The organism is Polaribacter huanghezhanensis, from assembly GCF_030444335.1.
GTDB classification, from domain to species: Bacteria; Bacteroidota; Bacteroidia; order Flavobacteriales; family Flavobacteriaceae; genus Polaribacter; species Polaribacter huanghezhanensis.
In genome coordinates this window covers 317801-344788 of the sequence record NZ_CP128595.1, presented here as the reverse complement: position 1 = coordinate 344788, position 26988 = coordinate 317801, and the positions used below count along the sequence as shown (strand labels likewise).

The window sequence follows — 26988 nt, the reverse complement described above, 5'->3', positions numbered from 1 at the left end:
ACTTAATTATCCTTTAAGGGAATGCAATATAACCAATTGCTATTTCTTTTTAGTCGTTTTTTTACGTGTTGTTTTTTTCTTTGGTGCCTTAGCTTCAATAATCTTTTCTACTTCTTCTAAAGTTAACTCGTCTGCTTTGGTGGTTTTTGGTAATTCAATTTTCACTTTTCCTTTGATAATATTGAATCTTCCCCAACGTGCTTTCTCAACTCTAATCCCAGCTTCTTCCCAATTATGAATTACTTTTTCTATCTCCTTACGCTTCTTATCTTCAATTAATTCAACGATATTGTCATGTGTTAAATTATCATAATCGTATTTTTTATTTACGTTGATAAACATTGAATTCCATTTGATAAATGGCCCAAATCTTCCCACTCCTTTTTGAACAGGTAAATTTTCATATTCTGCAATTGGCGCATCCGCTTTTTGCTTTGCAACAATTAACTCAGTGGCTCTATCTAAATCAACTTCCATTGGATTTTCTCCTCTATCAAGCGAAACATACATCGCTCCGAATTTAATATAAGGACCAAATCTACCGTTAGAAACAATTACTTCTTCCTCTTCATACGTCCCTAAATTCTTTGGCAATAAAAATAAATCTAAAGCTTCTTTTAAGGTGATTGTTCCTAAATTTTGATCTTTCTGTAAACTTGCAAACAACTTTTCATCATCATCTCTATCCCCAATCTGAGCCATCGCTCCAAATTTCCCTAAACGAACCAAAACTGTTTTTCCTGATTCTGGATGTTTTCCTAAAATACGTTCTCCGCTTTCTCTTTCAGCATTTTCAGAAACAAAAGTTACTGTTGGATGAAACTCATTGTAAAATCCTTTAATCATTTCGATCCAATCTTCTGCTCCGTCAGAAATATCATCAAAAGATGATTCTACTTTAGCAGTAAATCCAAAATCTAAAATATTAGCAAAATTGGCAACTAAAAAATCCGTTACAATATTTCCAATATCAGTCGGAATTAATTTTCCTTTATCAGAACCTGTTTTTTCAGATAAAGAATTGCTTACAACTGTTCCTGTTTTTAAAACAAACTGTTCGTATTCTCTTTCAACTCCTTCTGTTTCTCCTTTTTCTACATAACCTCTTCGCTGCACTGTAGAAATTGTTGGTGCATATGTTGATGGTCTTCCAATTCCTAATTCTTCTAATTGCTTTACTAATGAAGCTTCTGTAAATCGGTATGGCGGACTTGTAAAACGTTGTGTTGCTGTGATAAATTCGTAAGACAATGCTTCGCCAACTTTTAAATTTGGCAACATTCCTGCTTGTTCTTCATCATCATTGTCATTACCCTCTAAATACACTTTTAAGAATCCATCAAACCGAATCATTTCTCCGTTTGCAGTAAATATTTTACTGTTTTTAGAGTTTTCTATTTTAACATTTGTGCGTTCTAATTTAGCATCACTCATTTGAGAAGCAATGGTTCTTTTCCAAATTAAATCATACAAACGATCTTGATCATATTCAACATTTACAGAACTTCGATCCATTTCTGTCGGTCTAATTGCCTCGTGCGCTTCTTGTGCGCCTTTTGCTTTTGTCTTAAAAACTCTCGGTTTGCTATACTCAACTCCGTAGCTTTTTGTAATTTCTTCTTTTGCAGCTTTTCTTGCATCTTCAGATAAGTTTAAACTATCTGTTCTCATATACGTAATTAAACCCGCTTCGTACAAACGTTGTGCAACTTGCATTGTTTTTGCAACAGGATACCCAAGTTTTCTTGATGCTTCTTGTTGTAATGTTGATGTTGTAAATGGAGCAGCTGGAGATTTTTTTGCTGGTTTTTTTTGTAAATCTGCAATTGTAAAATCTGCCATTGCAGACGATTTTAAAAACGCCTCTGCTTTTTCTCTAGTTTCAAAGTTTTTAGGAATTGATGCTTTAAAAGTTTTTCCTTCCTCATTAGAAAACTGTGCAACAACTTTATAATGCGCTGTAGTTTCAAACTCTTGAATGCTACGTTCTCTTTCTACAATTAAACGAACCGCAACAGACTGAACTCTACCAGCAGATAATCCGCCTTTTACTTTTCTCCACAGAATCGGAGATAATTCATACCCAACTAATCTATCTAAAACTCTACGTGCTTGTTGCGCATTTACCATATCGTAGTTAATATCTCTCGGGTTTTCAACTGCTTTTAAGATGGCGTTTTTTGTAATTTCATGAAAAACAATACGTTTTGTGTTTTCATCTTTTAACTTTAATTGCTCTTTTAAATGCCACGCAATTGCTTCTCCCTCTCTATCTTCATCACTCGCTAACCAAACAGTATCTGCTTTTTTAGCCAATGCTTTTAGCTTTTTTACAACCGCTTTTTTATCGTCCGAAACAATATATTCTGGCATAAAATCGCCTTCTACATTAATTCCTAATTCTTTGGATGGTAAATCTGCAATGTGTCCAAAACTAGATTCTACTTGAAAATCTTTTCCAAGAAATTTTTCGATTGTTTTTGCTTTTGCAGGTGACTCAACTATTACTAAATTCTTTGCCATAAAATCTTCTCTCTTAAAATAATTACACCTTATACATAAAGGTGAATTCAGTTTGCAAAAGTAGGTAGTTTTTTTTTATTTCAAATTTTACTGTTGCTTTTTAACTCTTTTTACCCTAAAAAGGAACGTTAATTTTCTGCCAATGTGTCACAATTTTTAGAATTTGGTTGTATATTTGCCTCATATTTTTGAAAATGGATATGGAACAAGTTGAAAAGATAATTGATGAAAATTTACAAGGAAAAGCACTTGTAAAAGAACACAAATCTGAAAACACCAAAAAACTTTTTATAGAAAGTTATGGTTGTCAAATGAATATGAACGACAGTGAAATTGTCGCTTCAATACTTGCAGAACAAGGCTTTAACACCACTCAAAATCTTGAAGAAGCAGATTTGGTTTTAGTAAACACTTGCTCAATTCGTGAAAAAGCAGAATTGACTGTTAGAAAACGCTTAGAGAAATACAATGCTGTAAAAAAGATAAATCCTAAGATGAAAGTTGGTGTTTTAGGTTGCATGGCAGAACGCTTAAAAGAAAAATTTTTAGAAGAAGAAAAAATTGTTGATTTAGTTGTTGGTCCAGATGCATACAGAGATTTACCCAATTTACTAGAAGAAATAGACGCTGGTAGAGATGCCGTAAACGTCATTTTATCGAAAGATGAAACCTACGGAGATGTGTCTCCTGTGCGTTTAAATAACAACGGAGTTTCTGCATTTGTATCGATAACTCGTGGTTGCGACAATATGTGTACTTTTTGTGTGGTTCCGTTTACCAGAGGAAGAGAAAGGAGTCGTGATCCGCAAAGTATTTTAGAAGAAATTCAATCTATGATAGATCAGAATTACAAAGAAATTACCTTGCTTGGACAAAATGTAGATAGTTATTTATGGTATGGCGGTGGATTGAAAAAAGATTTTAAGAAAGCATCAGAAATGGCGCAAGCAACTGCTGTTGATTTTGCTCAACTGTTAGATATGGCGGCAACTCGTTTTCCAAAAACACGTTTTCGTTTTTCTACTTCTAATCCGCAGGATATGAGCTTAGATGTAATTCATGTGATGGCGAAACACAAAAATGTGTGTAAATATTTACACTTGCCTGTGCAAAGTGGAAGCTCAAAAATGTTGAAAGCCATGAACAGACAACATACAAGAGAAGAATACATGCAATTAGTTGACAATGTTCTTAAAATTGTTCCAGAAATGTCTTTATCTCAAGATATGATTATTGGTTTTTGTGGAGAAACAGAAGAAGATCATCAAGACACATTGAGTTTGATGGAATATGTAAAATATGATTACGGTTATATGTTTGCGTATTCTGAAAGACCAGGAACTTTGGCTGCAAAAAAGATGGAAGATGATGTTCCGTTTGCAATTAAAAAAAGAAGATTAGCCGAAGTTATTGAATTACAAAGAGCACATAGTTTATACAGAACCAAACAGCATTTAGGAAAAACGGAAGAGTTTTTAATTGAAGGAGAATCTAAAAAATCTAATTTACATTGGAAAGCAAGAAATACTCAAAACATGGTTATTGTTTTTCCGAAACAACATTATAAAGTAGGCGATTTTGTTGATGTAAAAGTAGAAGATTGTACTTCTGCAACTTTAATTGGAACAGCAGTTGATTATTCTGATAATAATTAAATTATTAGTAAAAAAGTTAGAAGGTTTAAAAGTTTAAAAGTAAAGAAAACGACTTTATAAACTTTTAAACCTACAACTTTAAAAACTATAAAAAAAATGGAAAACTTACAAGTAATAAAACAACGTTTCGGAATTATTGGAAACGACTTGCATTTAAATCGTGCTTTAGAAAAAGCGGTTAGAGTTGCACCTACAGATATTTCTGTACTTGTAACAGGAGAAAGCGGAGTTGGTAAAGAAAATATTCCAAAAATCATCCATCAATTATCACACAGAAAACACGCAAAATATATTGCTGTAAACTGTGGTGCAATTCCGGAAGGAACCATTGATAGTGAATTATTTGGACATGAGAAAGGTGCATTTACAGGAGCATCCGCAAGTAGAAAAGGGTACTTTGAAGTTGCCGATGGCGGAACTATTTTTTTAGATGAAGTTGGAGAGTTGCCTTTAACAACTCAAGTTAGATTATTGCGTGTTTTAGAAAATGGTGAGTTTATAAAAGTGGGTTCATCACAAGTACAAAAAACAAATGTTAGAATTGTTGCTGCTACAAACTTAAAAATGGCAAATGCCATTCAGAAAGGGAAATTTAGAGAAGACTTATTTTACAGATTAAGTACCATAGAAATTTCCTTACCTCCTTTAAGAGAGCGCAAAGAAGACATACATTTATTGTTTCGGAAATTTGCTGCAGATTTTGCTCAGAAATACGGAATGCCAACAATTAGACTAGAGGAAAACGCAATAAATTTACTCATAAATTATCGATATCCCGGAAATATTAGGCAATTAAGAAACATTGCCGAACAAGTTTCTGTTGTTGAAGAAACTAGATTGATTACTGCCGAAAAATTGATTCAGTATTTACCAAACAATCAAGGAAATTTACCAGCAGTGATTGGCAATTCTGGTAGCTCAAATTCTGATTTTGCTAACGAACGAGATATTATGTATAAAATTTTGTTTGATATGCGTAATGACATCAACGATTTAAAAAGATTGACATTAGATATTTTAAAGAATGATGACATTGATGATTTGCAAGAAGAAAATCACAAATTGTTAGAAAAAATTTACAAAGAACAACATGGAACTAGCAATGTTGAAGTGGTTCAAATTTCAAAATCAACTTCAACTGACAATGATGGTCGATACGATTTTATTGAAACCATCGAAGAAGACGAATCGTTATCATTACAAGACAAAGAAGTAGAAATGATTAAAAAATCATTAGAAAAAAACAATAACAAGCGGAAATTAGCCGCAAAAGAATTAGGCATTTCTGAACGCACATTATATAGAAAAATTAAACAATACGATTTGTAAGACTTACTTTTGTTTATATTTGAGATCCGTATGAAAAAACTATTTTACATCGCCACTTTTTTTGTTAGTTTAACGCTAATAACAGCTTGCGGTGCTTATTCTTTTACTGGAGGAGATACTGGTAAAGCAAAAACATTGCAAATAGATTTTTTTAGAAATAATGCACCTTTAGTTGAACCATCTTTAAGTCAGAAATTTACGCAAGATTTTCAGGATTTATTTTTAAGACAAACCAATTTAAGTTTAGTAAGTTCAAATGGAGACATCCGTTTTGAAGGAGAAATTACTGGCTACAGAATTGCACCAATGAGTGCAACTGCACAACAAACAGCAGCGCAAAACAGACTAACAATTACAATAAATGTTCGTTATTTTAATAAGTTTATAGAAAAGGACAATTTCGAAAAAACCTTTTCTTTTTATTATGATTATCCTGCAAATACACAATTAATTGGCAGCGCTTTAGAAACGGCTTATAAAGAAATTATAGATAGAATAACACAAGATATTTTTAACGCATCTGTAGCAAAATGGTAAACGTATTATGAACACAAACAGCTTTACCGACATCTTAAAAAATCCACAAAAAATTACTACTAAAAATACAGAAGTAGTAAAAACGATTGTTGATGAATATCCATTTTTTCAAGCTGCAAGAGCCATTTATTTAAAAGGATTAAAAAACAATGATAGTTTTAAATACAATGCTGAGTTAAAAACAACAGCTGCTTACACAACAGACAGAGCTGTTTTGTTTGATTTTATCACGTCATCAAAATTTACAGAAGCACCAAAATTAGAATCTAAAGAAGTACATCAACAAATTACAGAGAAAATAGTTTCAGAAAAACCTGTTATTGCAGCTAAAGAAGAATTATCAATTGGCAAACCGCTGACTTTTTCTAAAACAGAAACGCACTCTTTTAACGAATGGATGCAATTAGCTTCACAAAAAAAGATTGAACGAAATTTAGATCAAAAAGAACCCATAGATAAAAATATGATTATTGATAATTTTATCAAACAAAATCCAAAAATCTCAAAGGTTTCTAAAGATGCAGAAAAAAAAGAAGTTGTTTTAGAAGAAAAACAAGACTCTTACTTAATGACTGAAACCTTAGCAAAAGTGTATTTAGAGCAAAATAAGCACGAAAATGCCATCAAAGCTTATGAAATATTAAGTTTGAAATATCCAGAAAAAAGTGGTTTCTTTGCAGACCAAATTAAAAGAATTAGAATTTTACAAAAAAATAAATCATGAGTACGTATACAATCATTTTAATTTTGATATTAATTGTTGCAATTACATTAATATTAATCGTTATGGTACAAAACCCAAAAGGTGGAGGATTATCTTCTTCATTTGGTGGCGGTGGAGCGCAATCTATGGGTGGTGTACAAAACACAAACACTTTTTTAGATAGATCTACATGGACATTGGCAATTTCTATGTTTGCTTTAATTTTATTAGCAAATTTTGCAATTCCAAGAGCAAGCAACAACAATCCACAGTTAGAGAATACATTAGAAAATGTAAATACAACTCCAATACAAACAAATACAACTCCTGTTAAAACTAATGATAGTCTTAACAAATAAGAGTTTTTAAACAAACTATACAAATGCCAACGTAAATGACACGTTGGCATTTTTTGTATCTATCAATTTTACTAAGAAAACTACGAAGTAGTAAAATTGGCAGTTTTTATTGATTGGCATAATTTCTGACTATTCTATATCACATAAAAAAAACTATTAATTAATCAAAAATTTATAAAAATGGGATTAAACATTAAGCCTTTAGCAGACAGAGTTCTTGTAGAACCAGCTGCTGCAGAAACAACTACAGCTTCAGGTATTATTATTCCTGATAACGCAAAAGAGAAACCTCAAAAAGGAACTGTTGTTGCAATTGGCAACGGAACTAAAGACGAACCTTTAACTGTAAAAGTTGGAGATTCCGTTTTATATGGAAAATACGCAGGAACCGAATTAAAGTTAGAAGGTTCTGATTATTTAATGATGAGAGAGAGCGATATTTTAGCAATTATATAATAAGTGTTCAGTTTACAGTTGCAGTATTCAGTAACAACATTTAAACGAATAAACAATTAAACTAATAAACAATTTTAAAAAAATGGCAAAAGATATAAAATTTGATATTGAAGCACGTGACGGTTTAAAACGTGGAGTTGATGCATTAGCAAACGCAGTAAAAGTAACCTTAGGTCCAAAAGGAAGAAATGTAATTATTTCTAAAGCATTTGGCGCTCCAACAGTTACAAAAGACGGAGTTACGGTTGCAAAAGAAATTGAGCTTGAGAATGAATTAGAAAACATGGGTGCTCAAATGGTAAAAGAAGTTGCTTCTAGAACTAACGATATTGCTGGTGATGGAACAACAACTGCTACAGTTTTAGCACAAGCAATAGTAAAAGAAGGCTTGAAAAATGTGGCTGCTGGTGCAAATCCAATGGATTTGAAACGCGGAATTGACAAAGCGGTAACAGCTATTGTTAAAGATCTTGACAAACAATCTCAGAAAGTTGGAAATTCATCAGAAAAGATAAAGCAAGTTGCTTCTATTTCTGCAAATAACGACGATGTTATTGGGGATTTAATTGCCACAGCTTTTGGTAAAGTTGGTAAAGAGGGTGTAATTACTGTTGAAGAAGCAAAAGGAATGGAAACCTATGTGGATGTTGTTGAAGGAATGCAATTTGACCGTGGATATTTATCTCCATACTTTGTTACAGATGCAGATAAAATGATTGCAGATTTAGAAAATCCGTATGTATTATTATTTGATAAAAAGATTTCTAACTTACAAGAAATTCTTCCAATTTTAGAACCCGTTTCTCAATCTGGAAGACCTTTATTAATTATCGCTGAAGATGTAGACGGACAAGCATTAGCAACTTTAGTAGTAAATAAATTAAGAGGTGGATTAAAAATTGCTGCTGTAAAAGCTCCTGGTTTTGGAGACAGAAGAAAAGCAATGTTAGAAGACATCGCTATTTTAACTGGCGGAACAGTAATTTCTGAAGAAAGAGGTTTTTCTTTAGAAAACGCAACGTTGGATTTACTTGGAACAGCGGAAGGTATCACAATTGACAAAGACAATACAACGATTGTAAATGGCTCTGGAAATGCATTAGATATTAAAGCGAGAGTGAATCAAATTAAAGCACAAATAGAAACGACAACTTCTGATTACGACAAAGAAAAACTACAAGAACGTTTGGCTAAATTAGCTGGCGGAGTTGCAGTTTTATATGTTGGCGCTGCTTCTGAAGTAGAAATGAAAGAAAAGAAAGACAGAGTTGATGATGCTTTACACGCAACAAGAGCTGCGGTTGAAGAAGGCATTGTTGCTGGTGGTGGAGTTGCTTTAGTTCGTGCTAAAAAAGTACTAGAAAAATTAACTGCTGATAATTTAGATGAAGTAACCGGAATTCAAATTGTTGCTCGTGCTATTGAAGCACCTTTAAGAACCATTGTAGAAAATGCTGGAGGAGAAGGTTCTGTAGTAATCAACAAAGTATTAGAAGGTAAAAAAGATTTTGGGTATGATGCTAAATCTGATGCATATGTTGATATGCTAAAAGCTGGAATTATCGATCCTAAAAAAGTAACGCGTGTTGCTTTAGAAAATGCTGCTTCTGTAGCTGGAATGATTTTAACAACCGAATGTGCTTTAATCGACATTAAAGAAGACAATCCTGGTGGAGGAATGCCTCCAATGGGTGGCGGAATGCCAGGAATGATGTAATGGTGAAACGCCATAGTCAAATTAAAAAAACCTCGAGAATTTCTCGAGGTTTTTATATTTATTCAAGTATTATTAATTTCTCAATTTGACTTTCACACTTCTAAAATCTGTTTATTTTATTAATTTTCATATAATAAAATGCCGGAAAAAGGATGAGCAAAAATAACGGATGAATTAAAAACCTTCTAATGTAAAAAGGCAATAAATAACCCTGTTTAAATTCTCCTTTTAATAAAAATACAAAAGTAACTAACAATATTACAAAAGCTAACATTAAAAAAAATCCTGCAAACTTCACATATCTTTTTTTTTGAAAGGTTACATAGATAATCCCTAAAGTAATTAAAGAGTTTAAAGTATATCTAAACAATAAATTTATAACCAATATCCAAATATTTACTTCTGGCATGCTTGAGTATAAATAATCATTTTGAAAATAGTTTATTAACGGGTCGTAAAACAGATTGCTATCAAAAGCTCTAATTAAAAAAAGCAACGAGATTAGAAGTATTAACAATATGTATTTCAATGCTTTTTTCATTTTTTATGATGTGAAAATTTTTGAACCCAGATTACCCATAATAAAAAAGTTGCTCCATAAATAATTGCTGGAAAAACTAAATTATGCAACACCATTTGTTGATTTGGATACTTGTACAACATCATTGTTAAAAAAACAATTCGTAGTATATTTATCAAATAAATAAGGAAACTACCAACAATGGCATAAAGTATCGTTGTAATTAATGGCCCCGAAAAAGCCACAATAAAAGCAATAAATAAAATGATAATACTAATAGAATTACAGCCTTCAATAACTCTGGCTGTATACCGATTATCTACCAGTAATTTTACAGACATTTCTTCTTTATGCTGTTCGCTTGTAACGTTGTAACCAAAAAAATTTAAAAACGAAACTGTTTGATCTGCAACTTTAGTGGTTATTGATGCACATTGAAAACCATTGCCTTTTACTTGACTAGAATTTAAATACATAGCATAAATAGTAAAAAGTAAAAAGTATGTTATAAAAAATTTAACTAAAAAAAGGACACTATTTTTATACTTATTCAAACTAAAATGTATTTATTTTGCAGTATTAATAATCAATCTTAACAAATTTAAGTAATTTCAATTAGAACCACATGCAACTAGATCATTTAAAACAACAAATTTCTTTGATACTTGATGGCTCAACTACTAAAGAAAATAAACTACAAGCAATCTGCGATTATTTAGAATCTGAAATACCATATTATGATTGGGTTGGTTTTTATTTTAAAAATGGCGACAAAGAAGAATTAAAATTAGGGCAATTTACAGGAGAGCCAACAGACCATATTATCATTCCTTTCGGAAAAGGTATTTGCGGTCAGGTTGCTCTTAGCAATGAAAATTTTGTGGTGCAAGATGTTTCTGAACAAGACAACTATATTTCTTGCGGATGGAAAGTAAAATCTGAAATTGTAATTCCGATTTTCGTAAATGAAGAAAACATTGGCCAAATAGATATTGATTCTCACACAGCAAATATTTTTACAAAAAAAGATGAGGAGCTGTTAGAATTTGTTTGCACAAAAGTTGCTGAATTAATTTAGAAAACAGGTGATTTCTTTAAAAAAATAGATTTTTTTTGACTTTATCGCTTATTTTTTGTAAGTTTGATAATCTATTTTAATTTTATTTGTAAACTCATTAAATCCCTCAACTAATGAAAAAACAAGCATTTACGCCGCATTATTCTAAAGAAAATACTTCTAGCGCTATTCAGGAACAGCCCAAAACATTTTTTGAAAAATTTAGAACATGGTTTCGAGATTTTTTAGAAAATGCCGAGTGATTAGTCTCCTCTAAATTTTATTTTATTTTATTGTAAGTAACTCTGAGTTTTAGTAGCTTTGTGAGCTTAACAATACACAACATGACTAGCAAAAAAACTATTAAATCTGCATTAATTTCTGTTTTTCACAAAGACGGATTACAACCTTTGGTTGAAAAACTGAATGAGCAAAACGTAACTATTTACTCAACTGGTGGAACCGAAAAATTTATTAAAGACTTAGGGGTTCCTGTGATACCTGTAGAAGATGTAACTTCGTATCCATCTATTTTAGGCGGCAGAGTAAAAACATTACATCCAAAAGTTTTTGGCGGAATTTTAAATAGACAAAACCACGATGGTGATGTTGCAGAAATGGAAGCATATCAAATTCCACAATTAGATTTGGTAATTGTAGATTTATATCCGTTTGAAAAAACTGTTGCTTCGGGAGCACCTGAAGAAGCTATTATTGAGAAAATTGATATCGGTGGAATCTCTTTAATTAGAGCAGCTGCAAAAAACTTTAAAGACACTGTAATTGTTTCTTCAATGGAGCAATACACAGGTTTTTTATCATTAATTTCTGAGAATAATGGTTCAACAAAACTTTCAGACAGAAAAAAATTAGCGGCAAAAGCATTTAATATTTCATCGCATTACGATACTGCTATTTTTAATTACTTCAATTCAAATCACGAAGAAGCAGTTTTAAAAATTAGCGAAACGAATGGTCAAGTTTTACGATATGGAGAAAATCCACATCAAAAAGGTTTTTTCTTTGGAGATTTAGAGGCAATGTTTGATAAATTACACGGAAAAGAATTAAGCTATAACAATTTATTAGATGTGGATGCTGCTGTAAATTTAATGGCAGAATTTAAAGGAGAAGCGCCCACATTTGCTGTTTTAAAACACAATAATGCTTGCGGTTTTGCACAAAGAGAAACAATAAAACAAGCGTATGTAGATGCGTTGGCTGGTGATCCTGTTTCTGCTTTTGGCGGAATTTTAATCGCAAATACAGAAATTGATAAAGATACAGCTGAAGAAATTCATAAATTATTTTGTGAAGTTGTCATCGCTCCTTCTTTCACAGATGACGCTTTAGCAACCTTAAAAGGAAAGAAAAATAGAATTATTCTAATTCAGAAAGAAGTTGAATTGCCAAAAACAACGATTAGAACTTGTTTAAACGGCGCATTAGTTCAAGATAAAGATTTTATTACAGATCGTTTAGAAGATTTATCTTATGCGACCAACAATAAACCAAACGAAAGTCAGTTAGAAGATTTATTATTTGCTTCAAAATTGTGCAAGAACACAAAGTCGAACACCATAATATTAGTTAAAAATAAACAATTATTAGCTGGCGGAACAGGGCAAACAAGCAGGGTTGATGCATTAAATCAAGCCATTGAAAAAGCAAAGAATTTTAATTTTGATTTAAATGATTCTGTAATGGCGAGTGATGCTTTTTTTCCGTTTCCAGATTGTGTAGAAATTGCTGGGAATGCAGGAATAACAAGTGTCATACAGCCTGGCGGATCAATAAAAGATCAATTAAGCATTGATTATTGCAACAACAATAATATTTCAATGGTTTTAACAGGAACAAGACATTTTAAGCACTAATAAATAACTATTAAATATTCTGCGATTTGAACACAGAATTTTAGTAGATTTGTAAGAATACATTAAAAAATAAAAAAAGATAATTTTATGGGCTTTTTCGATTTTATGACGGAAGATATCGCTATCGATTTAGGTACTGCGAATACACTTATCATTCACAATGGTAAAGTGGTAATAGATAGTCCATCAATAGTTGCCCGAAACAGAATTACCGGTAAAATTATTGCTGTTGGAAAAGAAGCAAACTTAATGCAAGGAAAAACGCACGAAAACATTAAAACCATTCGTCCGTTAAAAGACGGAGTTATTGCAGATTTCCAAGCATCAGAAGAAATGATTAAAGAGTTTGTAAAGCAAATTCCATCCATCAAAAAGAGATTATTTCCACCTGCATTACGTATGGTAATTTGTATTCCTTCTGGAATTACAGAAGTTGAAAGACGCGCCGTACAAGATTCTGCAAGACATATGAACGCCAAAGAAATTTATTTAATTTTTGAACCAATGGCAGCCGCAATTGGTGTTGGAATTGATATTATGGAGCCTAAAGGAAACATGATTATTGATATAGGAGGCGGAACAACAGAAATTGCTGTTATTGCTTTAGCTGGTATTGTTTGCGATCAATCTGTAAAAGTTGCTGGTGATTTATTTACAAATGATATCATGTATTATATGCGTACCCAACACAACTTATACGTTGGAGAAACTACTGCCGAAAAAGTTAAAATAACAATTGGAGCTGCAACTGAAGATTTAGATTCTCCACCAGAAGACATGTTGGTTCAAGGGAGAGACTTATTAAGCGGAAAACCGAAGCAAGTACAAGTTTCTTACAGAGAAATTGCCAAAGCATTAGACAAGTCTATTTTAAGAATTGAAGATGCAGTAATGGAAACCTTGTCTAAAACTCCGCCAGAATTAGCTGCAGATATCTACAATACAGGAATTTATTTAGCCGGTGGTGGTTCTATGCTACGTGGTTTGGATAAGCGTTTGTCTAGAAAAACAGATTTGCCAGTGTATGTTGCCGAAGATCCTTTAAGAGCTGTTGTAAGAGGAACAGGGATTGCTTTAAAAGAGATTGAAAAATACAAAAGTATATTAATGAAATAAAATACCTTTGACTCTTTTCTATGCAACAATTATTTTATTTTTTTAGAAAGTATAAATATTTTCTGTTTTTTTTGTTGCTAGAGTTAATTGCTGTTTTTTTTACAATTAACAACAACGACTTTCAAAAGAGTAAATTTATTAGTTCTGCTAATGAAATTACCGGTGGTTTTTACGAAAAAACTTCACAGATTTCTAACTATTTCAATTTAAAAAATCAGAATGATGAATTGATGTTAGAAAACAACAACTTAAAAAATTTAGTAGAAAAATATACTTCAAAAGCAGATTCTACTGTTTTTATTTCTGTTATTGATTCTACCAAATATCATCAAAAATACACATATACTGCTGCAAAAACCTACAGAAACAATTATCATAATCCAAATAATATTCTTCTTATTAATAAAGGAAAAGATCAAGGAGTTTATAAAGAAATGGCTGTTGTAAATAGTAAAGGAATTATTGGAATTACAGATAAAGTTAGTGCAAATTACGCAAGAGTACAATCCATTTTAAACAGCAATAGTAAAATTAATGCAAAGCTAAAAAACAGTTTTCATTTTGGAACACTTGTTTGGAACGGACAAGATTATAATATTGTACAATTAGAAGATCTGCCAAGGCAAGCAAATGTAAAAGTTGGAGATACAATAATTACTGGCGGAAAATCAACTATTTTTCCTGAAGGAATTTTAATTGGAACTGTTCAAAAAATAAATGCTCAAAGTAACAACAACTCAATAGACATCAAATTGTTTAACGACATGAGCAATATTGGATACGTTTATGTTGTTACTGCTTTAGATAAAAAAGAAATTAATACTCTAATCAACTCTTCAGATGAATAAAGTTGTATACATTACTTTTTTGTTTTTTTCGCTCTTGTTATTACAAGTGTTGTTACTAAATAATATATTATTTTTAGGATATATAAATCCCTATTTATATGTTGCTTTTGTTATTTTTTATCCGCTAAAAAAAGAGCGTTACTTATTTTTATTTCTTTCTTTTTTATTAGGACTATCTATTGATTTTTTCTCAGATTCTGGCGGAATCAATGCTTTTTCACTATTATTTATTGCCTATATAAGATTGTTTTTTATTCGGGTGATTTTAAAAAAAACCGAGCAAGATTATTTATTGTTTGACTTATACCAAGAACCTTTTGGCAAAGTTTTTAATTATGTGATTATTTTAATAGTAATTCACCACTTCATCTTATTTTCTTTAGCTAACTTTAGCACACAAAACTTTTCAGGTGTTCTAATCAACACATTGTATTCAAGTATTTTTACTTCAGTGTTGTTTTTTTTAGGAACCTATATTATCAGAAAGAAAAAATAAATGAAGCGTAGCTTTTTACTTTACTTTTTTATTACTCTAGCAGGATTGATATTAATAGCAAGATTGTTTCAATTACAAGTGATCAATGGAGCGGATTTAGATCCAAATCATAATGCTACTGTAAAAGTAATTTATGATTATCCTGAACGCGGTTATATTTTTGATAGAAACGAAAAACTTTTAGTAGCCAATCAACTTTCTTATGATGTAATGGTCGTTCCTAGTGAAGTTGAACCGTTAGACACCATAGAGTTTTGTAATCTTTTAAAGATTGATATTGACTATTTTAAACGAAAATACAAGACTGCTAAAAATTACTCACCTTGGCTTCCATCGGTATTTTTAAAACAATTGGCAAAAGAAGATTTTGCTTTTTTACAAGAAAAACTTCATAAATTTAAAGGGTTTTATATTCAAAAAAGAAGCATTAGAAATTATCCAATTAACTCAGCGGCAAATGTGCTGGGTTATATAAGTGAGGTAAATGAGCTAGAAGCAAAAAACAATCCAAATTTTCAGCAAGGAGAATTAATTGGAAGTAGCGGAGTAGAAAAATCGTACGATTCCATTTTACGTGGAATTAAGGGGAAAAAATTTCTCCGCCGAAATAGATTAAACAAAATTATAGGAAAATATAAAAATGGAGAATTTGATACATTGGCCGTAAACGGACAAGATATCACTTTAACTATTGATAGTGAATTGCAACAATATGGAGAATTGTTAATGTCTGGAAAGCGTGGAGCAATTGTTGCAATTGAACCAAAAACTGGAGAGATTTTAGCTTTAGTCTCTGCTCCAACGTACAATCCTAACATGATGGTTGGAAGAAAAAGATCTAAAAATTCAGTTATTTTAATGGACCCTGAAAATCCAGATAAACCTACTTTTGACAGAGCTTTGCTAGCAACGTATGCTCCAGGATCACCTTTTAAACTAATCAATGCTTTAATTGGTTTACAAGAAGGCGTTATAGATGAAAACTCCTATGTTTATTGCTATGGCGGCTATCAGTACGGAAATAAAAAAAGTGATTTTCAAAAATGTCATTGTAATATTTTTGGAGGACCAATCAAATTGCATAGAGCAATTGCAAAATCTTGTAACAGTTATTTTTCTACAGCCTACAGAAAAATAATAGACAATGCAGAATCTGCAAGTATCGGAATGGATACTTGGAGCAATCATGTAAAAAGTTTTGGATTAGGAAATTATTTAGGATATGATTTACCGATTGGTAATCGAGGTTTGATCCCAGACGGAAAATATTATGATTCTCGATATAAATATTCTTGGGGACCAACAACAAATATCTCTAACGCTATTGGTCAAGGAGAAATTTTAACGACTCCTATTCAATTAGCAAATGTTACTGCTGCAATTGCCAATAAAGGCTATTTTTTTACACCACATGTATTAAAGAAAACAGTTGGTGAAAACGTCAAAGACCCCAAATTTACAGTCGAGAAAAGAACAACGATTGATTCTAAATATTTTGACCCAATCATAGAAGGAATGCACGAAGTTTTTAAAACAGGAACAGGAAGATTAAGTAAAGTAAACGGAATAGATATTGTAGGAAAAACTGGGACTTCTGAAAATTTTGCAATTATAAACGGAGTAAGAAAACAATTAAAAGACCATTCTATTCTAATTGCTTTTGCGCCAAAAGATGATCCTAAAATTGCAATTGCAATTTTTGTAGAAAATGGAGGCTACGGATCTACAATTGCCGCGCCAATTACAAGTTTAATGATAGAAAAATACTTGCATAAAAAAATAACCGGAAAGAATAGAAAGTGGATAGAAAAAAGCATGATTCACCTTAGTTTAAAAGATGTTTATCATCAAAAAGATTTAATAACTGAAACAGAATTTAAAGATTGAGAGCAGAAAAAAATAATATTTTTTATGGTATAGATTGGATTTTAGTAATTCTCTATATTGCATTAGTTGGTTTTGGCTGGATGAATATTTACGCCGCTACTACAACTGATAACAATTCAGAAATTCTAGATCTTTCTACCAGATATGGGAAACAGTTATTATGGATACTATTATGTATTCCTTTAATTATTCTCATTCTCTTTTTCAATTCAAAATTCTATGAAAAATTTGCGAGTATTTTATATTTAATAGGTATTCTTTCTTTAATTGGCCTTTTTATTTTTGGTAAAAATATTAATGGCGCTCAGTCTTGGTATAGCTTTGGTAGTGCAAGTTTTCAACCATCAGAATTTGCCAAAGCATTTACAGCACTTGCTATTGCTAAATTATTAAGTGATAGGCAATACAATTTGAAACTAATTAAAAATCAAATCAAAGCATTTATAATTATTTTTTTACCTGCATTTCTAATTGCTTTACAACCAGATTTAGGGTCAGTTTTAGTATATCTATCATTCTTTTTTGTGCTAAACAGAGAAGGCTTAACATTAAATTATATAACAATTGGCGCACTTGCAATAATCTTATTTCTACTAACATTATTCTTTGGGCCATCAACCATTATCTCTGCTGTTTATATTGTATTATCTATAATCCTTTTTTACTTCCTAAAGAGAAACAAAGGATATTTTAAATTTAATTGGTATAAAATTCTAGGACTCTATGTCGTTTTTGGAATCTATATTTTTAGCTCTGGATTTATTTTTAATAATGTTTTTGAACAACACCAAAGAGATCGATTCGAAATTCTTTTAGGTTTATCTAAAGACACCAAAAAGATTGGATATAATACCGATCAATCTATACAAGCCATCAGCTCTGGCGGCGGATTCGGAAAAGGTTTTTTACAAGGAGATAGAACTCAAGGGAATTTTGTGCCAGAACAAGACACCGATTATATTTTTAGCACGGTTGGTGAAGAATGGGGATTTGTAGGAAGTGCTTCTGTAATTATTTTATTTATGCTGCTCCTTTATCGGGTTCTTTATTTAGCAGAAACGCATAAAAACAAATTTGGAAGAATTTATGGCTACAGCTTAGCATCCATACTATTTTTTCATGTAGTTATAAATATCGGAATGGTTACTCAATTATTACCAACAGTCGGAATTCCGTTGCCTTTTTTTAGTTATGGAGGTTCTTCTCTTTGGGGGTTTACACTCCTTTTATTTATTTTTATTAAGCTAGATGCAAATAAAAGTTATGATTGGTAGAAATTTATTCTTATAGAAATAAAAAAAGCGTTCTGAATTTTCAGAACGCTTTTTTGCATTTAATAGCGTATTTTTACAGCATGAAAGTAGATTATATTGTTGTTGGTTTAGGCTTGGCTGGCTTGGCATTTATAGAAGAATTAATTGCCGCTAAAAAAACATTTATCGTTTTTGAGGACGATTCTCAAACGTCTTCTTTAGTGGCTGGCGGAGTTTATAATCCTGTGATTTTAAAACGATTTACTCCAGTTTGGAATGCTCAAGAACAATTAAAAGTGGCGCTTCCTTTTTACAAAAAAATTGAAAAAAGATTAAACATAATTGTTGATGAGAAATTAGTAATTAAAAAAGCTTTTAAATCAATTGAAGATCAAAATAATTGGTTTGATGCTTTAGATAAACCAAAGTTGATAGGTTATTTAGATCCAAAATTAGATAGCCAAACCTATAAAGGTGTTATTGCAGATTTTAGTTTTGGAAATGTAAATAAAACAGGTAGAATCGATACAAAAAAGCTTGTAGAATCTTACAGAAACAACCTTAAAGAAAGAGAATTAATTCGGTTCGAAAATTTTGAATACCAACAAATAAATTTTGAGAATGAATTTATAAAATACAAAGATGTTGAAGCATCAAGAGTTGTTTTTTGTGAAGGCTTTGGTATTACAGACAATCCATATTTTAAGCATTTGCCTTTAAATGAGGCGAAAGGAGAGTTATTAACCATTCATGCTCCAGAATTAAATATCAACTTTTTATTAAAGTCAACACTTTTTGTGTTACCATTAGGAAACAACTACTATAAAGTTGGTGCTACTTTTAATTGGGTAGATAAGACATCAAATCCATCAGAAGAAGGAAAAGAAGAATTGGTAGAGAAACTAAAAAAAGTAATCAATGTTGATTATACAATTGTTTCACAGTCTGCAGGAATAAGACCAACAGTTGCAGGGAGAAGACCTTTGGTTGGTGTTCACCCAAAACACACTCAATTAATTGTTTTAAACGGTTTAGGAACCCGTGGAGTAATGATTGCTCCAACGGTAGCTAGAAACTTGTTCAATCACCTAGAAAAAGGCGAGAAGCTAGACAAAGAAATTGACATAAAAAGGTTTTATTAAGAAATGTCACTCTCTTTTTTTTCTTCGTAAGAAATAAACATTTGTATCCAAAGCATTCTAGATAAACGTAAATTTATGGGCATTAATAAAACAATTGCAATAAGTATTGCTGCAAAAGATTTTAATAAATCCAGTCCAAAAATAAGAAACGAAATAATAAATACTGCAATGCAAATAGCAACGGTTATTCCATAGCCAACATACATCGCTCCGTAAAAAAACGACGGTTCAATCATGTATTTTAAGTTACAATTTGAACAATGTTCGTGCAGTTCAGTTACTTTTCCTGGTGTATAAGTTAACTTATATTTAAAAAAGTTTCCTTCTTGACATCTTGGACATTTATTGTTGATAATACTGTAGATTTTTGTGCCTTTCTTAAACATGATTACTCTAAATATTTTAAGTAGATTTGCACTCACAAAATTACAAAAAAATAGATGCTTAACGTACATAATTTAACAGTCTCTTTTATGGGGACAGATTTGTTTTCTGGAATCACTTTTAAATTAAATAAAGGAGACAGAATTGGATTGATAGGAAAAAATGGAGCAGGAAAATCGACTTTGTTAAAAGTGCTATCTAAAGATATTGAAACCAGTGGAGGAACCATGGCTTTTGATAAAGATGTAAACATGGGTTTTTTACGTCAAGATATCGATTTTGTTGAAGGAAGAACCATTTTAGAAGAAGCGTATCAAGCCTTTGAAGAAATTAAAGGAATTGAGCTAAAGCTCGATGAAATTAATGAACAATTGGCAACAAGAACCGATTATGAAAGTGAAGAGTACAGTCAGTTAATTCATGATCTTACAGACAATACAGAACGTTACGAATTGCTTGGTGGTTATAATTATCAAGGTGATACGGAGAAGATTTTACAAGGTTTAGGTTTTAAAAGAGAAGATTTTGACAAACTTACTGATACCTTTTCTGGTGGATGGAGAATGCGAATTGAATTGGCAAAACTACTATTGCAAAACAATGATATTTTATTGTTAGATGAGCCAACAAATCATTTAGATATCGAATCTATTATTTGGTTAGAAAATTTCTTAAAAGGATATTCTGGCGCAATTGTATTGGTTTCGCATGATAAAATGTTCTTAGATAATGTTACAAATCGGACCATAGAAATTTCTTTGGGACAGATTTACGATTACAAAAAACCGTATTCTCAATTCTTATTATTAAGAGGAGAAATCAAGGAGAAACAATTACAAGCTCAGAAAAATCAAGATAGAGAAATCAAACAAAAGCAACATCTAATAGATAAGTTTAAAGCCAAAGCTAGTAAGGCTTCTATGGCGCAATCCTTAATGAAGCAACTTGATAAAGTTGAACGTATTGAAGTTGATCAAGATGATAATGCAACGATGAACATTCGTTTTGCAAAATCAAAAGAACCAGGAAAAATTATTATAGAAGCAGAAAATTTAAGCAAAAGTTACGGCGATAAGCATGTGTTAGAAAATGTAGATTTATTGATTGAACGCAACAGTAGAATCGCATTTGTTGGTCAAAATGGACAAGGAAAATCGACCTTGGCAAAAATGATGGTTGGAGATATTCCGTTTAAAGGACATTTAAAATTGGGACACAATGTAGAAATCGGATATTTTGCTCAAAATCAATCAGAACATTTACCACCAGAGAAAACAGTTTTGCAAATTATGGAAGATGCCGCGACAGACTCTAACAGAGCACGAGTTAGAGATATGTTAGGTTCGTTTTTGTTTGGTGGCGATGCGGTTGATAAAAAAGCAAAAGTACTTTCTGGAGGCGAACGTAACCGTTTGGCTTTGTGTAAGTTATTGTTGTCTCCGTTTAATGTGTTGATCATGGATGAGCCGACAAACCATTTAGATATTGCCTCAAAAAATGTGTTGAAAGAAGCATTAAAAAGTTTTAGTGGGACATTAATTTTAGTTTCGCACGATAGAGATTTCTTACAAGGATTAACAGATACAGTTTACGGTTTTAAAGACAAAGTAATCAAAGAATATTTAGGTGATATTGATTATTTCTTAGAGGAACACAAAATGGAAAATTTACGTGAAGCCGAAAAGAGAACCATTGTTAAAGAAATAAAAGAAACGGCAAAAAAAGAAACTTCACAATTAAGTAGAGAAGAAGAAAAAGAGCTAAAAAAATTAAAAAATAAATTGTCTAAAATTGAATCTGAGATAGCAACTATAGAAGCTCAAATAGAACAAGCGGATTATGATTTAGCTCAAAATTATGAAGAGGTTTCGGCGCGTCCTAATTTCTTTAAAAATTACGAAGCTAAAAAAGCCAAATTAGATGTTTTATTAGAAGATTGGGAACAAGTTGAGGAGAAAGTTACAGCGATTTCGTAACTTGTTATCTTATTAAACCATATCTTGAGATTGTCTCCTCGAGCGGAGTCGAGAGGTCTAAAAATGTAAAGTGAAACAAAAGATTAGGTCTCGACTCCGCTCGACCAGACATCTACAACAAAATTATAATGAAGTTATATTATGTGTACATTTTGGAATGCGCTGATAAATTCTTGTACACAGGAATTACAAATGCTATTTCAAGAAGGTATACAGAACATCAACAAGGGCTAAATAAATCTTGTTTTACCTACAAAAGAAGACCATTAAAGTTGATTTTTTATCAAGAATTTAATGACGTAAATCAGGCAATATTTTTTGAGAAAAAAATAAAAAAATGGAGTAGAAGTAAAAAATTAGCTTTAGCAAATAGAGATTTTGATACACTTCAAATTTTATCAGAATGTAAAAATGAAACGCATTCAAAAAATATAGGTCTCGACTCCGCTCGACCTGACATATCGGGATCAATTAACCAACAAATTCTTTTACCTGAATTAAAAGACAAGAATCTTCAGCTCTTTATCAAGCGAGAAGATAAAATTCATCCGTTTGTTTCGGGCAATAAATTCAGAAAACTTACATATAATATTCAAGAAGCTAAAAGGGTAGAGCAAAATACTCTGTTAACTTTTGGCGGCGCTTTTTCCAATCATATTTTAGCAACTGCAGTTGCCGGTAAATTAGCTGGTTTAAAAACAATTGGTGTAATTCGCGGAGATGAATTGGCGAACGATTTACAAAAAACGTTAGCAAATAATTCAACATTACATCAAGCGCGCGAACACGGAATGCAATTTTATTTTGTGTCGAGAGAATTGTATCGAGAAAAAACATCAGAATCGTTTCTCAATTCCTTAAAAAATAAATTTGGTAAATTTTATGTAATTCCTGAAGGAGGAACAAACGAATTGGCAATAAAAGGGTGCACAGAAATCTTAACAAATGAAGATGAAATTTTCGATTATATTTGTGTGGCGGTTGGAACTGGAGGAACTATTTCTGGATTGATAAAATCAGTAAAAAGTCATCAAAAAGTACTTGGATTTCCTGCATTGAAAGGCAACTTTTTGCAAAAAGAAATTAAAAATTTTGTTACTAAAACGAATAATTGGAACTTAATACACGACTATCATTTTGGCGGTTATGCAAAATATAATGAGGCGCTAATTTCTTTTATCAATCGGTTTTATTCAGAAACAAAAATTCCATTAGATCCAATTTATACAGGAAAAATGCTTTTTGGAATTGTAGATTTAATGAAAAAGAGCTATTTTTCAGAAAATAGTAAAATTTTGGTCATTCACACTGGAGGTTTACAAGGAATTGAAGGTGTTAACAATAAGTTAGCCAAGAAAAATTTAGAATTAATTACCACTTAATGAAACTTAAATCATACATAATTATAGCATTTCTTAGTTTCTTTATTGTTGGCTGTGGTACTAAAAAAAATGTAGTTAGATCAAAAAAAAATATACCAAAAGAAACTACTTCGATAAAAAAAATGCCTTCTGTAAAACAGAATGCTCATGTTAAAAAACTTCTTAAAGAACATAAAAATCTAAATAAATATACACTCACCTATATTAAAAAATATGCGCCGTTAGCAGTTATAAAAATGCACGAATTTAAAATTCCGGCAAGTATTACATTGGCGCAAGGAATTTTAGAATCAGGAAATGGTAGAAGTACGTTGGCATCAAAATCAAACAATCATTTTGGAATAAAATGTCATAAAGGTTGGGAAGGAAAAAAAGTCTATCATGATGATGACAAGAAAGATGATTGCTTTCGTAAATACAAATACGTAGAAAACTCGTACAACGATCATTCGAAGTTTTTAACAGGAAGAAAACGCTATGCTTTTCTATTTAAATATAGAACTTCAGATTATAAAAAATGGGCTAGAGGATTAAAAAAAGCAGGTTATGCAACCGATAGAAAATATCCTTCAAAATTAATTAGAATTATTGAAACTTATGAGTTGTATGAATTTGATAAGATTAAAAAAAGCGATTTAAAGAAGTATAAAAAAGAAGTAAAAAAAAGAAAACCCAAAAGTGTTTCTGTAAAAAGAACTACAAAAACGGTAAAAATAGCTTCGGGAATAACACATACTGTTCAAAAAGGAGAAACGTTATATTCTATTTCTAGAAGGTATAATATTTCTGTTCAACAGTTAAAGAAAAACAATAATTTATCAGGCAATACAATTAGTGTTGGTCAGAAATTAAGAATTAACTAAATTTATTTAATGAAAATTATTAAAGCCGTAAAAGGCAAGTTTCCACAAATTCCTGAAGATTGTTTTGTGGCTGAAAATGCAACCATTGTTGGCGAAGTTTCTATGGGGAGAAATTGCAGTGTTTGGTACAATGCTGTTATTCGTGGCGATGTTCATTTTATAAAAATGGGAGATAAAGTAAACGTGCAAGATGGCGCAATAATTCATGCAACCTATCAAAAATCGCCCACAACAATTGGTAATAATGTTTCCATTGGTCATAATGCAATTGTGCACGGATGTACAATTCATGATAATGTGCTAATCGGAATGGGAAGTATTATTATGGATGATTGTGTAATAGAAAGTAACTCAATTATTGCGGCTGGTGCGGTTGTTTCTAAAAACACTAGAGTAGAAAGCGGAACTATTTATGCGGGAATTCCGGCTAAAAAAATAAAAGACATTTCTAAGGAATTAATTTCTGGAGAAATAGATCGGATTGCGAACAATTATGTAGAATATGCGAGTTGGTTTAAAGAATAGGAGATAAAAAACCCGATGAACTATCACATAACATCGGGCTTTTTGTATTAATCAATCAAACAAATACATTTATTTTCTAACGCTTTCCTTTTCCGCGTTTGCTCATTTTAGTTTTTTTATTTTTCATTTTCGAAGCCATTTTCTTTTTAAGTTTTCCAACTTTACGCTTTTGTAATTTCGTGAATTTTTCGTATTGCTCTGGAGATAAGATTTTCTTCATTTTAGCCTGAAACTCAATTCTGTTATCTAAGGCTTTATTTGCTGTGTCAAAATCAACTCTTTTTCCTCTTCTTCTTTTAAGACCTTCTTTTTTTAATTCTCCAGATTTGATCGCTTTTCCCACTTTTTCTTTAAAATCAGCTCTGTCTTTACTTTCCTTTTTTATTTTGGCTATCTTATCTCTAGAAGCCATAGCCTCTTTTCTCATTTGATCTCCTTTTACTTTTCTTTGTGTTCCCATTTCTGTGTACAAAGCAGTAATTTTTTGAGTTTGATCTTTTGTTAAATCTAACTGAAGTGCCATTCTTTTTACTGACAAAGTTGCACGTTGTTCTGGCGTCATCATATCAGCTTTTGCCATTCTTTTTCTTTGTTGAGAAAATCCTGCTGAAGCAGTTAATATAAATGCTAATGCGAATGCTATTTTTTTCATGATTTAAATTTTTTAATTGTTATTTAGTTGCTTCTTTGACATTAAAAAAATCAAAAGGTTTAACTTTGTGTGTTATTTTAACATTCGATTAACAAATAAGCTATCCTTAAAAATGAAAAAATTACTACTCGTTTTTTTACTCTTTACAGCAATTGTATCAGCACAAGACTCTATAAAAGTAAATCTAAAGAACCCGAATGCTACCGTATACACACATCTGTATTTTTTACAATCAGATTCGTATCAGCCAGAAAAAGCTGCTCAAACTATTTTCCCAAATTCGACCAAAAAGCCTAAAATTGCAGCCATTAGATTAAAGCAGATTTTAGACGGAAAAGGATTGTTTGTAGATTTTAAACAAATACCCACAGATGCTAATTATAAGGATTCTTTAGCATATGGTAATTCACATAAATATGTTTTGTTTCCTAATGTGATGCCTTTAATTTCGGTTGAAAAGATTGGCGATAATTGGTATTATTCTCAAGAGACAATGTCAAATTTAGACGAAATTTATAATGATATTTTTCCTTGGTATGTTTCAGAACTTGAAAATTTAATGCCAAATTTTGGACATAAAAAAGTGTTTGATATAGAAGTTTGGAAATTTATAGGATTGCTATTAATGCTACTAATTGCATTTTTGGTGCATGTAATTTTTAAGCGGATTATTTATTTTACCCTTCATAAAATTCACAATTATTTTCTGCGTAAAGATAGCTTAGCAATTGCAAAAGTGTTAAAAAAGTTAGCACATCCAATAAGTTTATTAATAGCATTGAGTTTTGTTGATAAAATATATCCCTCTTTACAATTTGGATTGACAATTAATAAATGGATGTTTATTGGATTGAATATTACACAAACTGTTTTTTGGATTTATGTATTCTTAAAATTAGTAACAGTAACAATGGAGGTTTACTCTGAGATTACTGCAAAAACAGAAAATAAATTGGATGATCAATTAATTCCAGTTTTAAATAATCTTTTAAAAGGAATTGTCATTTTTGTTGGAATTTTAAAAATGTTAACTGTCTTAGGAATTAATACAACTGCCGTAATTGCTGGAGCATCAATTGGTGGTTTGGCTGTTGCTTTGGCCTCTCAAGATACGGTGAAAAATTTGATAGGAACTTTTATGATTTTCTTAGACAAACCTTTTTATATTGGAGATTGGATTGAAGCTGGTGGAGTAGAAGGTTCGGTTGAGGAAGTTGGATTTAGATCCTCAAGAATTAGAGCTGCGGATACTTCTATTTTTCAAATTCCGAATAGTAAATTGTCAGAAATTGTCATCAACAATAAAGGGCTGCGTTTGTATAGAAGATATAATACCAATGTTGGTATCCGTTACGATACGCCGCCAGAATTAATTGAAGCTTTTGTAAAAGGTGTAAGAGAAATAATTATTGCACATCCAGAAACGCGTTCAGAACCAGATTCTTATAATGTAGAATTTACAGGTTTTGGAGATTCGTCTTTGTTAATTTTAATCAATGTTTACTTTAAAAGCTTGGCTTGGGGCGTAGAGCAATCTTCTAGGCATAAACTACATATTGCTATCGTAAAATTAGCAAAAGCTTTAGGAATCGATTTTGCATTCCCATCTTCTACGGTTATGATTGAACAATTTCCTGAGAAACAAAGTTTAGATTTAAAATACAATATCGATCAAAAAAGAATTGATGAGGTTATTAAAAATCAATTAGAAGAGTTTCATAAAAAATAAAT

Annotated in this window: 26 protein-coding genes and 1 pseudogene; 22 read left to right on the top strand and 5 right to left on the bottom strand. The window is 31.3% G+C overall.

From position 1 onward, the window contains the following. Positions 1–39 precede the first annotated feature (39 nt). Positions 40–2523, bottom strand: a complete 2484-nt coding sequence (topA, locus tag KCTC32516_RS01655; RefSeq protein ID WP_301401605.1) for a type I DNA topoisomerase — start codon at positions 2521–2523, stop codon at positions 40–42. A gap of 200 nt (positions 2524–2723) precedes the next feature. Here topA and miaB point away from each other — a divergent pair, with 200 nt between their 5' ends. The 7 genes from miaB (at position 2724) to groL (ending at position 9279) form a co-directional block, all read left to right on the top strand. Continuing rightward, positions 2724–4178, top strand: a complete 1455-nt coding sequence (gene miaB, locus KCTC32516_RS01650) for a tRNA (N6-isopentenyl adenosine(37)-C2)-methylthiotransferase MiaB (RefSeq protein ID WP_301401604.1) — start codon at positions 2724–2726, stop codon at positions 4176–4178. Positions 4179–4274: 96 nt separating this feature from the next. Then, the gene (locus KCTC32516_RS01645) at positions 4275–5507 is read left to right on the top strand and encodes a sigma-54 interaction domain-containing protein (RefSeq protein WP_301401603.1); all 1233 of its coding nucleotides are present in this window, start codon (positions 4275–4277) and stop codon (positions 5505–5507) included. A 30-nt stretch (positions 5508–5537) separates the two neighbouring features. Next, positions 5538–6044 (top strand): LptE family protein, encoded by a 507-nt coding sequence (locus tag KCTC32516_RS01640; protein ID WP_301401602.1) that lies wholly within the window; start codon positions 5538–5540, stop codon positions 6042–6044. 7 nt (positions 6045–6051) lie between these two features. Continuing rightward, on the top strand, positions 6052–6768 hold the full coding sequence (locus tag KCTC32516_RS01635) for a DUF8458 domain-containing protein (protein WP_301401601.1): 717 nt from the start codon (positions 6052–6054) through the stop codon (positions 6766–6768). Next, the gene (secG, locus tag KCTC32516_RS01630) at positions 6765–7106 is read left to right on the top strand and encodes a preprotein translocase subunit SecG (protein WP_301401600.1); all 342 of its coding nucleotides are present in this window, start codon (positions 6765–6767) and stop codon (positions 7104–7106) included. Before KCTC32516_RS01635 ends, secG begins: the two co-directional genes overlap by 4 nt. A gap of 180 nt (positions 7107–7286) precedes the next feature. Beyond that, positions 7287–7562, top strand: a complete 276-nt coding sequence (locus KCTC32516_RS01625; protein ID WP_301401599.1) for a co-chaperone GroES — start codon at positions 7287–7289, stop codon at positions 7560–7562. Positions 7563–7644: 82 nt separating this feature from the next. Next, the gene (gene groL, locus KCTC32516_RS01620; protein ID WP_301401598.1) at positions 7645–9279 is read left to right on the top strand and encodes a chaperonin GroEL; all 1635 of its coding nucleotides are present in this window, start codon (positions 7645–7647) and stop codon (positions 9277–9279) included. Between the two features lie 100 nt (positions 9280–9379). Here groL and KCTC32516_RS01615 read toward each other — a convergent pair whose 3' ends face one another. Together KCTC32516_RS01615 and xrtF are read right to left on the bottom strand one after the other, a co-directional pair. Continuing rightward, positions 9380–9820 carry an exosortase F system-associated membrane protein gene (locus KCTC32516_RS01615; protein ID WP_301401597.1) on the bottom strand — a complete coding sequence of 147 codons (441 nt, stop codon included), beginning with the start codon at positions 9818–9820 and terminating at the stop codon, positions 9380–9382. Then, complete coding sequence (gene xrtF / locus KCTC32516_RS01610) at positions 9817–10353, bottom strand: exosortase family protein XrtF (protein WP_301401596.1); 537 nt, start codon at positions 10351–10353, stop codon at positions 9817–9819. The genes KCTC32516_RS01615 and xrtF overlap by 4 nt, the downstream gene beginning before the upstream one ends. Before the next feature lie 71 nt (positions 10354–10424). Here xrtF and KCTC32516_RS01605 point away from each other — a divergent pair, with 71 nt between their 5' ends. From KCTC32516_RS01605 to KCTC32516_RS01565, 9 genes are all read left to right on the top strand, one after another. Further along, positions 10425–10877, top strand: coding sequence for a GAF domain-containing protein (locus tag KCTC32516_RS01605; RefSeq protein ID WP_301401595.1), 453 nt, complete (start codon positions 10425–10427; stop codon positions 10875–10877). Positions 10878–10990: 113 nt separating this feature from the next. Beyond that, positions 10991–11119: a hypothetical protein gene (locus tag KCTC32516_RS01600; RefSeq protein ID WP_301401594.1), complete on the top strand. Its 129-nt coding sequence runs from the start codon at positions 10991–10993 to the stop codon at positions 11117–11119. Positions 11120–11200: 81 nt separating this feature from the next. Continuing rightward, entirely contained in the window at positions 11201–12733 is a 1533-nt protein-coding gene (gene purH / locus KCTC32516_RS01595; RefSeq protein ID WP_301401593.1) for a bifunctional phosphoribosylaminoimidazolecarboxamide formyltransferase/IMP cyclohydrolase, read from the top strand. A gap of 87 nt (positions 12734–12820) precedes the next feature. Continuing rightward, entirely contained in the window at positions 12821–13849 is a 1029-nt protein-coding gene (locus KCTC32516_RS01590) for a rod shape-determining protein (protein ID WP_301401592.1), read from the top strand. 20 nt (positions 13850–13869) lie between these two features. Then, positions 13870–14697, top strand: coding sequence for a rod shape-determining protein MreC (mreC, locus tag KCTC32516_RS01585; RefSeq protein WP_301401591.1), 828 nt, complete (start codon positions 13870–13872; stop codon positions 14695–14697). After that, positions 14690–15193: a hypothetical protein gene (locus KCTC32516_RS01580; RefSeq protein WP_301401590.1), complete on the top strand. Its 504-nt coding sequence runs from the start codon at positions 14690–14692 to the stop codon at positions 15191–15193. Before mreC ends, KCTC32516_RS01580 begins: the two co-directional genes overlap by 8 nt. Continuing rightward, a complete protein-coding gene (gene mrdA / locus KCTC32516_RS01575; protein WP_301401589.1) occupies positions 15194–17080 on the top strand; it encodes a penicillin-binding protein 2 in 1887 nt (628 codons plus the stop codon). Next, positions 17077–18354, top strand: coding sequence for a rod shape-determining protein RodA (gene rodA / locus KCTC32516_RS01570; protein WP_301401588.1), 1278 nt, complete (start codon positions 17077–17079; stop codon positions 18352–18354). Before mrdA ends, rodA begins: the two co-directional genes overlap by 4 nt. An 80-nt stretch (positions 18355–18434) precedes the next feature. Next, entirely contained in the window at positions 18435–19475 is a 1041-nt protein-coding gene (locus tag KCTC32516_RS01565; protein ID WP_301401587.1) for an NAD(P)/FAD-dependent oxidoreductase, read from the top strand. Here KCTC32516_RS01565 and KCTC32516_RS01560 read toward each other — a convergent pair. Then, positions 19472–19861, bottom strand: a complete 390-nt coding sequence (locus KCTC32516_RS01560) for a DUF983 domain-containing protein (RefSeq protein WP_301401586.1) — start codon at positions 19859–19861, stop codon at positions 19472–19474. The genes KCTC32516_RS01565 and KCTC32516_RS01560 overlap by 4 nt on opposite strands. 54 nt (positions 19862–19915) lie before the next feature. On the opposite strand from KCTC32516_RS01560, the gene KCTC32516_RS01555 reads away from it, so the two are divergent. The 5 genes and pseudogenes from KCTC32516_RS01555 (at position 19916) to KCTC32516_RS01535 (ending at position 24605) form a co-directional block, all read left to right on the top strand. Further along, entirely contained in the window at positions 19916–21835 is a 1920-nt protein-coding gene (locus KCTC32516_RS01555) for an ABC-F family ATP-binding cassette domain-containing protein (RefSeq protein WP_301401585.1), read from the top strand. A 128-nt stretch (positions 21836–21963) separates the two neighbouring features. Beyond that, positions 21964–22131 (top strand): annotated as a pseudogene (locus KCTC32516_RS01550) (GIY-YIG nuclease family protein); the annotation flags it as partial. A gap of 174 nt (positions 22132–22305) precedes the next feature. After that, the gene (locus KCTC32516_RS01545) at positions 22306–23217 is read left to right on the top strand and encodes a 1-aminocyclopropane-1-carboxylate deaminase/D-cysteine desulfhydrase (protein WP_301402711.1); all 912 of its coding nucleotides are present in this window, start codon (positions 22306–22308) and stop codon (positions 23215–23217) included. Then, positions 23217–24080: a glucosaminidase domain-containing protein gene (locus tag KCTC32516_RS01540; protein WP_301401584.1), complete on the top strand. Its 864-nt coding sequence runs from the start codon at positions 23217–23219 to the stop codon at positions 24078–24080. The genes KCTC32516_RS01545 and KCTC32516_RS01540 overlap by 1 nt, the downstream gene beginning before the upstream one ends. A gap of 9 nt (positions 24081–24089) precedes the next feature. Further along, a complete protein-coding gene (locus KCTC32516_RS01535; RefSeq protein ID WP_301401583.1) occupies positions 24090–24605 on the top strand; it encodes a gamma carbonic anhydrase family protein in 516 nt (171 codons plus the stop codon). 76 nt (positions 24606–24681) lie between these two features. On the opposite strand, the gene KCTC32516_RS01530 is transcribed toward KCTC32516_RS01535, so the two are convergent. Next, complete coding sequence (locus tag KCTC32516_RS01530) at positions 24682–25257, bottom strand: hypothetical protein (RefSeq protein WP_301401582.1); 576 nt, start codon at positions 25255–25257, stop codon at positions 24682–24684. 112 nt (positions 25258–25369) lie between these two features. On the opposite strand from KCTC32516_RS01530, the gene KCTC32516_RS01525 reads away from it, so the two are divergent. Then, on the top strand, positions 25370–26986 hold the full coding sequence (locus KCTC32516_RS01525; protein WP_301401581.1) for a mechanosensitive ion channel family protein: 1617 nt from the start codon (positions 25370–25372) through the stop codon (positions 26984–26986). Positions 26987–26988 lie beyond the last annotated feature (2 nt).

Excerpts from the sequence above, each read along its gene's own strand:
- topA (WP_301401605.1), bottom strand. The coding sequence starts at position 2,523 with ATGGCAAAGAATTTAGTAATAGTTGAGTCACCTGCAAAAGCAAAAACA.
- miaB (WP_301401604.1), top strand. The coding sequence starts at position 2,724 with ATGGAACAAGTTGAAAAGATAATTGATGAAAATTTACAAGGAAAAGCA.
- KCTC32516_RS01645 (WP_301401603.1), top strand. The coding sequence starts at position 4,275 with ATGGAAAACTTACAAGTAATAAAACAACGTTTCGGAATTATTGGAAAC.
- KCTC32516_RS01640 (WP_301401602.1), top strand. The coding sequence starts at position 5,538 with ATGAAAAAACTATTTTACATCGCCACTTTTTTTGTTAGTTTAACGCTA.
- KCTC32516_RS01635 (WP_301401601.1), top strand. The coding sequence starts at position 6,052 with ATGAACACAAACAGCTTTACCGACATCTTAAAAAATCCACAAAAAATT.
- secG (WP_301401600.1), top strand. The coding sequence starts at position 6,765 with ATGAGTACGTATACAATCATTTTAATTTTGATATTAATTGTTGCAATT.
- KCTC32516_RS01625 (WP_301401599.1), top strand. The coding sequence starts at position 7,287 with ATGGGATTAAACATTAAGCCTTTAGCAGACAGAGTTCTTGTAGAACCA.
- groL (WP_301401598.1), top strand. The coding sequence starts at position 7,645 with ATGGCAAAAGATATAAAATTTGATATTGAAGCACGTGACGGTTTAAAA.
- KCTC32516_RS01615 (WP_301401597.1), bottom strand. The coding sequence starts at position 9,820 with ATGAAAAAAGCATTGAAATACATATTGTTAATACTTCTAATCTCGTTG.
- KCTC32516_RS01605 (WP_301401595.1), top strand. The coding sequence starts at position 10,425 with ATGCAACTAGATCATTTAAAACAACAAATTTCTTTGATACTTGATGGC.
- KCTC32516_RS01600 (WP_301401594.1), top strand. The coding sequence starts at position 10,991 with ATGAAAAAACAAGCATTTACGCCGCATTATTCTAAAGAAAATACTTCT.
- purH (WP_301401593.1), top strand. The coding sequence starts at position 11,201 with ATGACTAGCAAAAAAACTATTAAATCTGCATTAATTTCTGTTTTTCAC.
- KCTC32516_RS01590 (WP_301401592.1), top strand. The coding sequence starts at position 12,821 with ATGGGCTTTTTCGATTTTATGACGGAAGATATCGCTATCGATTTAGGT.
- mreC (WP_301401591.1), top strand. The coding sequence starts at position 13,870 with ATGCAACAATTATTTTATTTTTTTAGAAAGTATAAATATTTTCTGTTT.
- KCTC32516_RS01580 (WP_301401590.1), top strand. The coding sequence starts at position 14,690 with ATGAATAAAGTTGTATACATTACTTTTTTGTTTTTTTCGCTCTTGTTA.
- mrdA (WP_301401589.1), top strand. The coding sequence starts at position 15,194 with ATGAAGCGTAGCTTTTTACTTTACTTTTTTATTACTCTAGCAGGATTG.
- KCTC32516_RS01565 (WP_301401587.1), top strand. The coding sequence starts at position 18,435 with ATGAAAGTAGATTATATTGTTGTTGGTTTAGGCTTGGCTGGCTTGGCA.
- KCTC32516_RS01560 (WP_301401586.1), bottom strand. The coding sequence starts at position 19,861 with ATGTTTAAGAAAGGCACAAAAATCTACAGTATTATCAACAATAAATGT.
- KCTC32516_RS01555 (WP_301401585.1), top strand. The coding sequence starts at position 19,916 with ATGCTTAACGTACATAATTTAACAGTCTCTTTTATGGGGACAGATTTG.
- KCTC32516_RS01540 (WP_301401584.1), top strand. The coding sequence starts at position 23,217 with ATGAAACTTAAATCATACATAATTATAGCATTTCTTAGTTTCTTTATT.
- KCTC32516_RS01535 (WP_301401583.1), top strand. The coding sequence starts at position 24,090 with ATGAAAATTATTAAAGCCGTAAAAGGCAAGTTTCCACAAATTCCTGAA.
- KCTC32516_RS01530 (WP_301401582.1), bottom strand. The coding sequence starts at position 25,257 with ATGAAAAAAATAGCATTCGCATTAGCATTTATATTAACTGCTTCAGCA.
- KCTC32516_RS01525 (WP_301401581.1), top strand. The coding sequence starts at position 25,370 with ATGAAAAAATTACTACTCGTTTTTTTACTCTTTACAGCAATTGTATCA.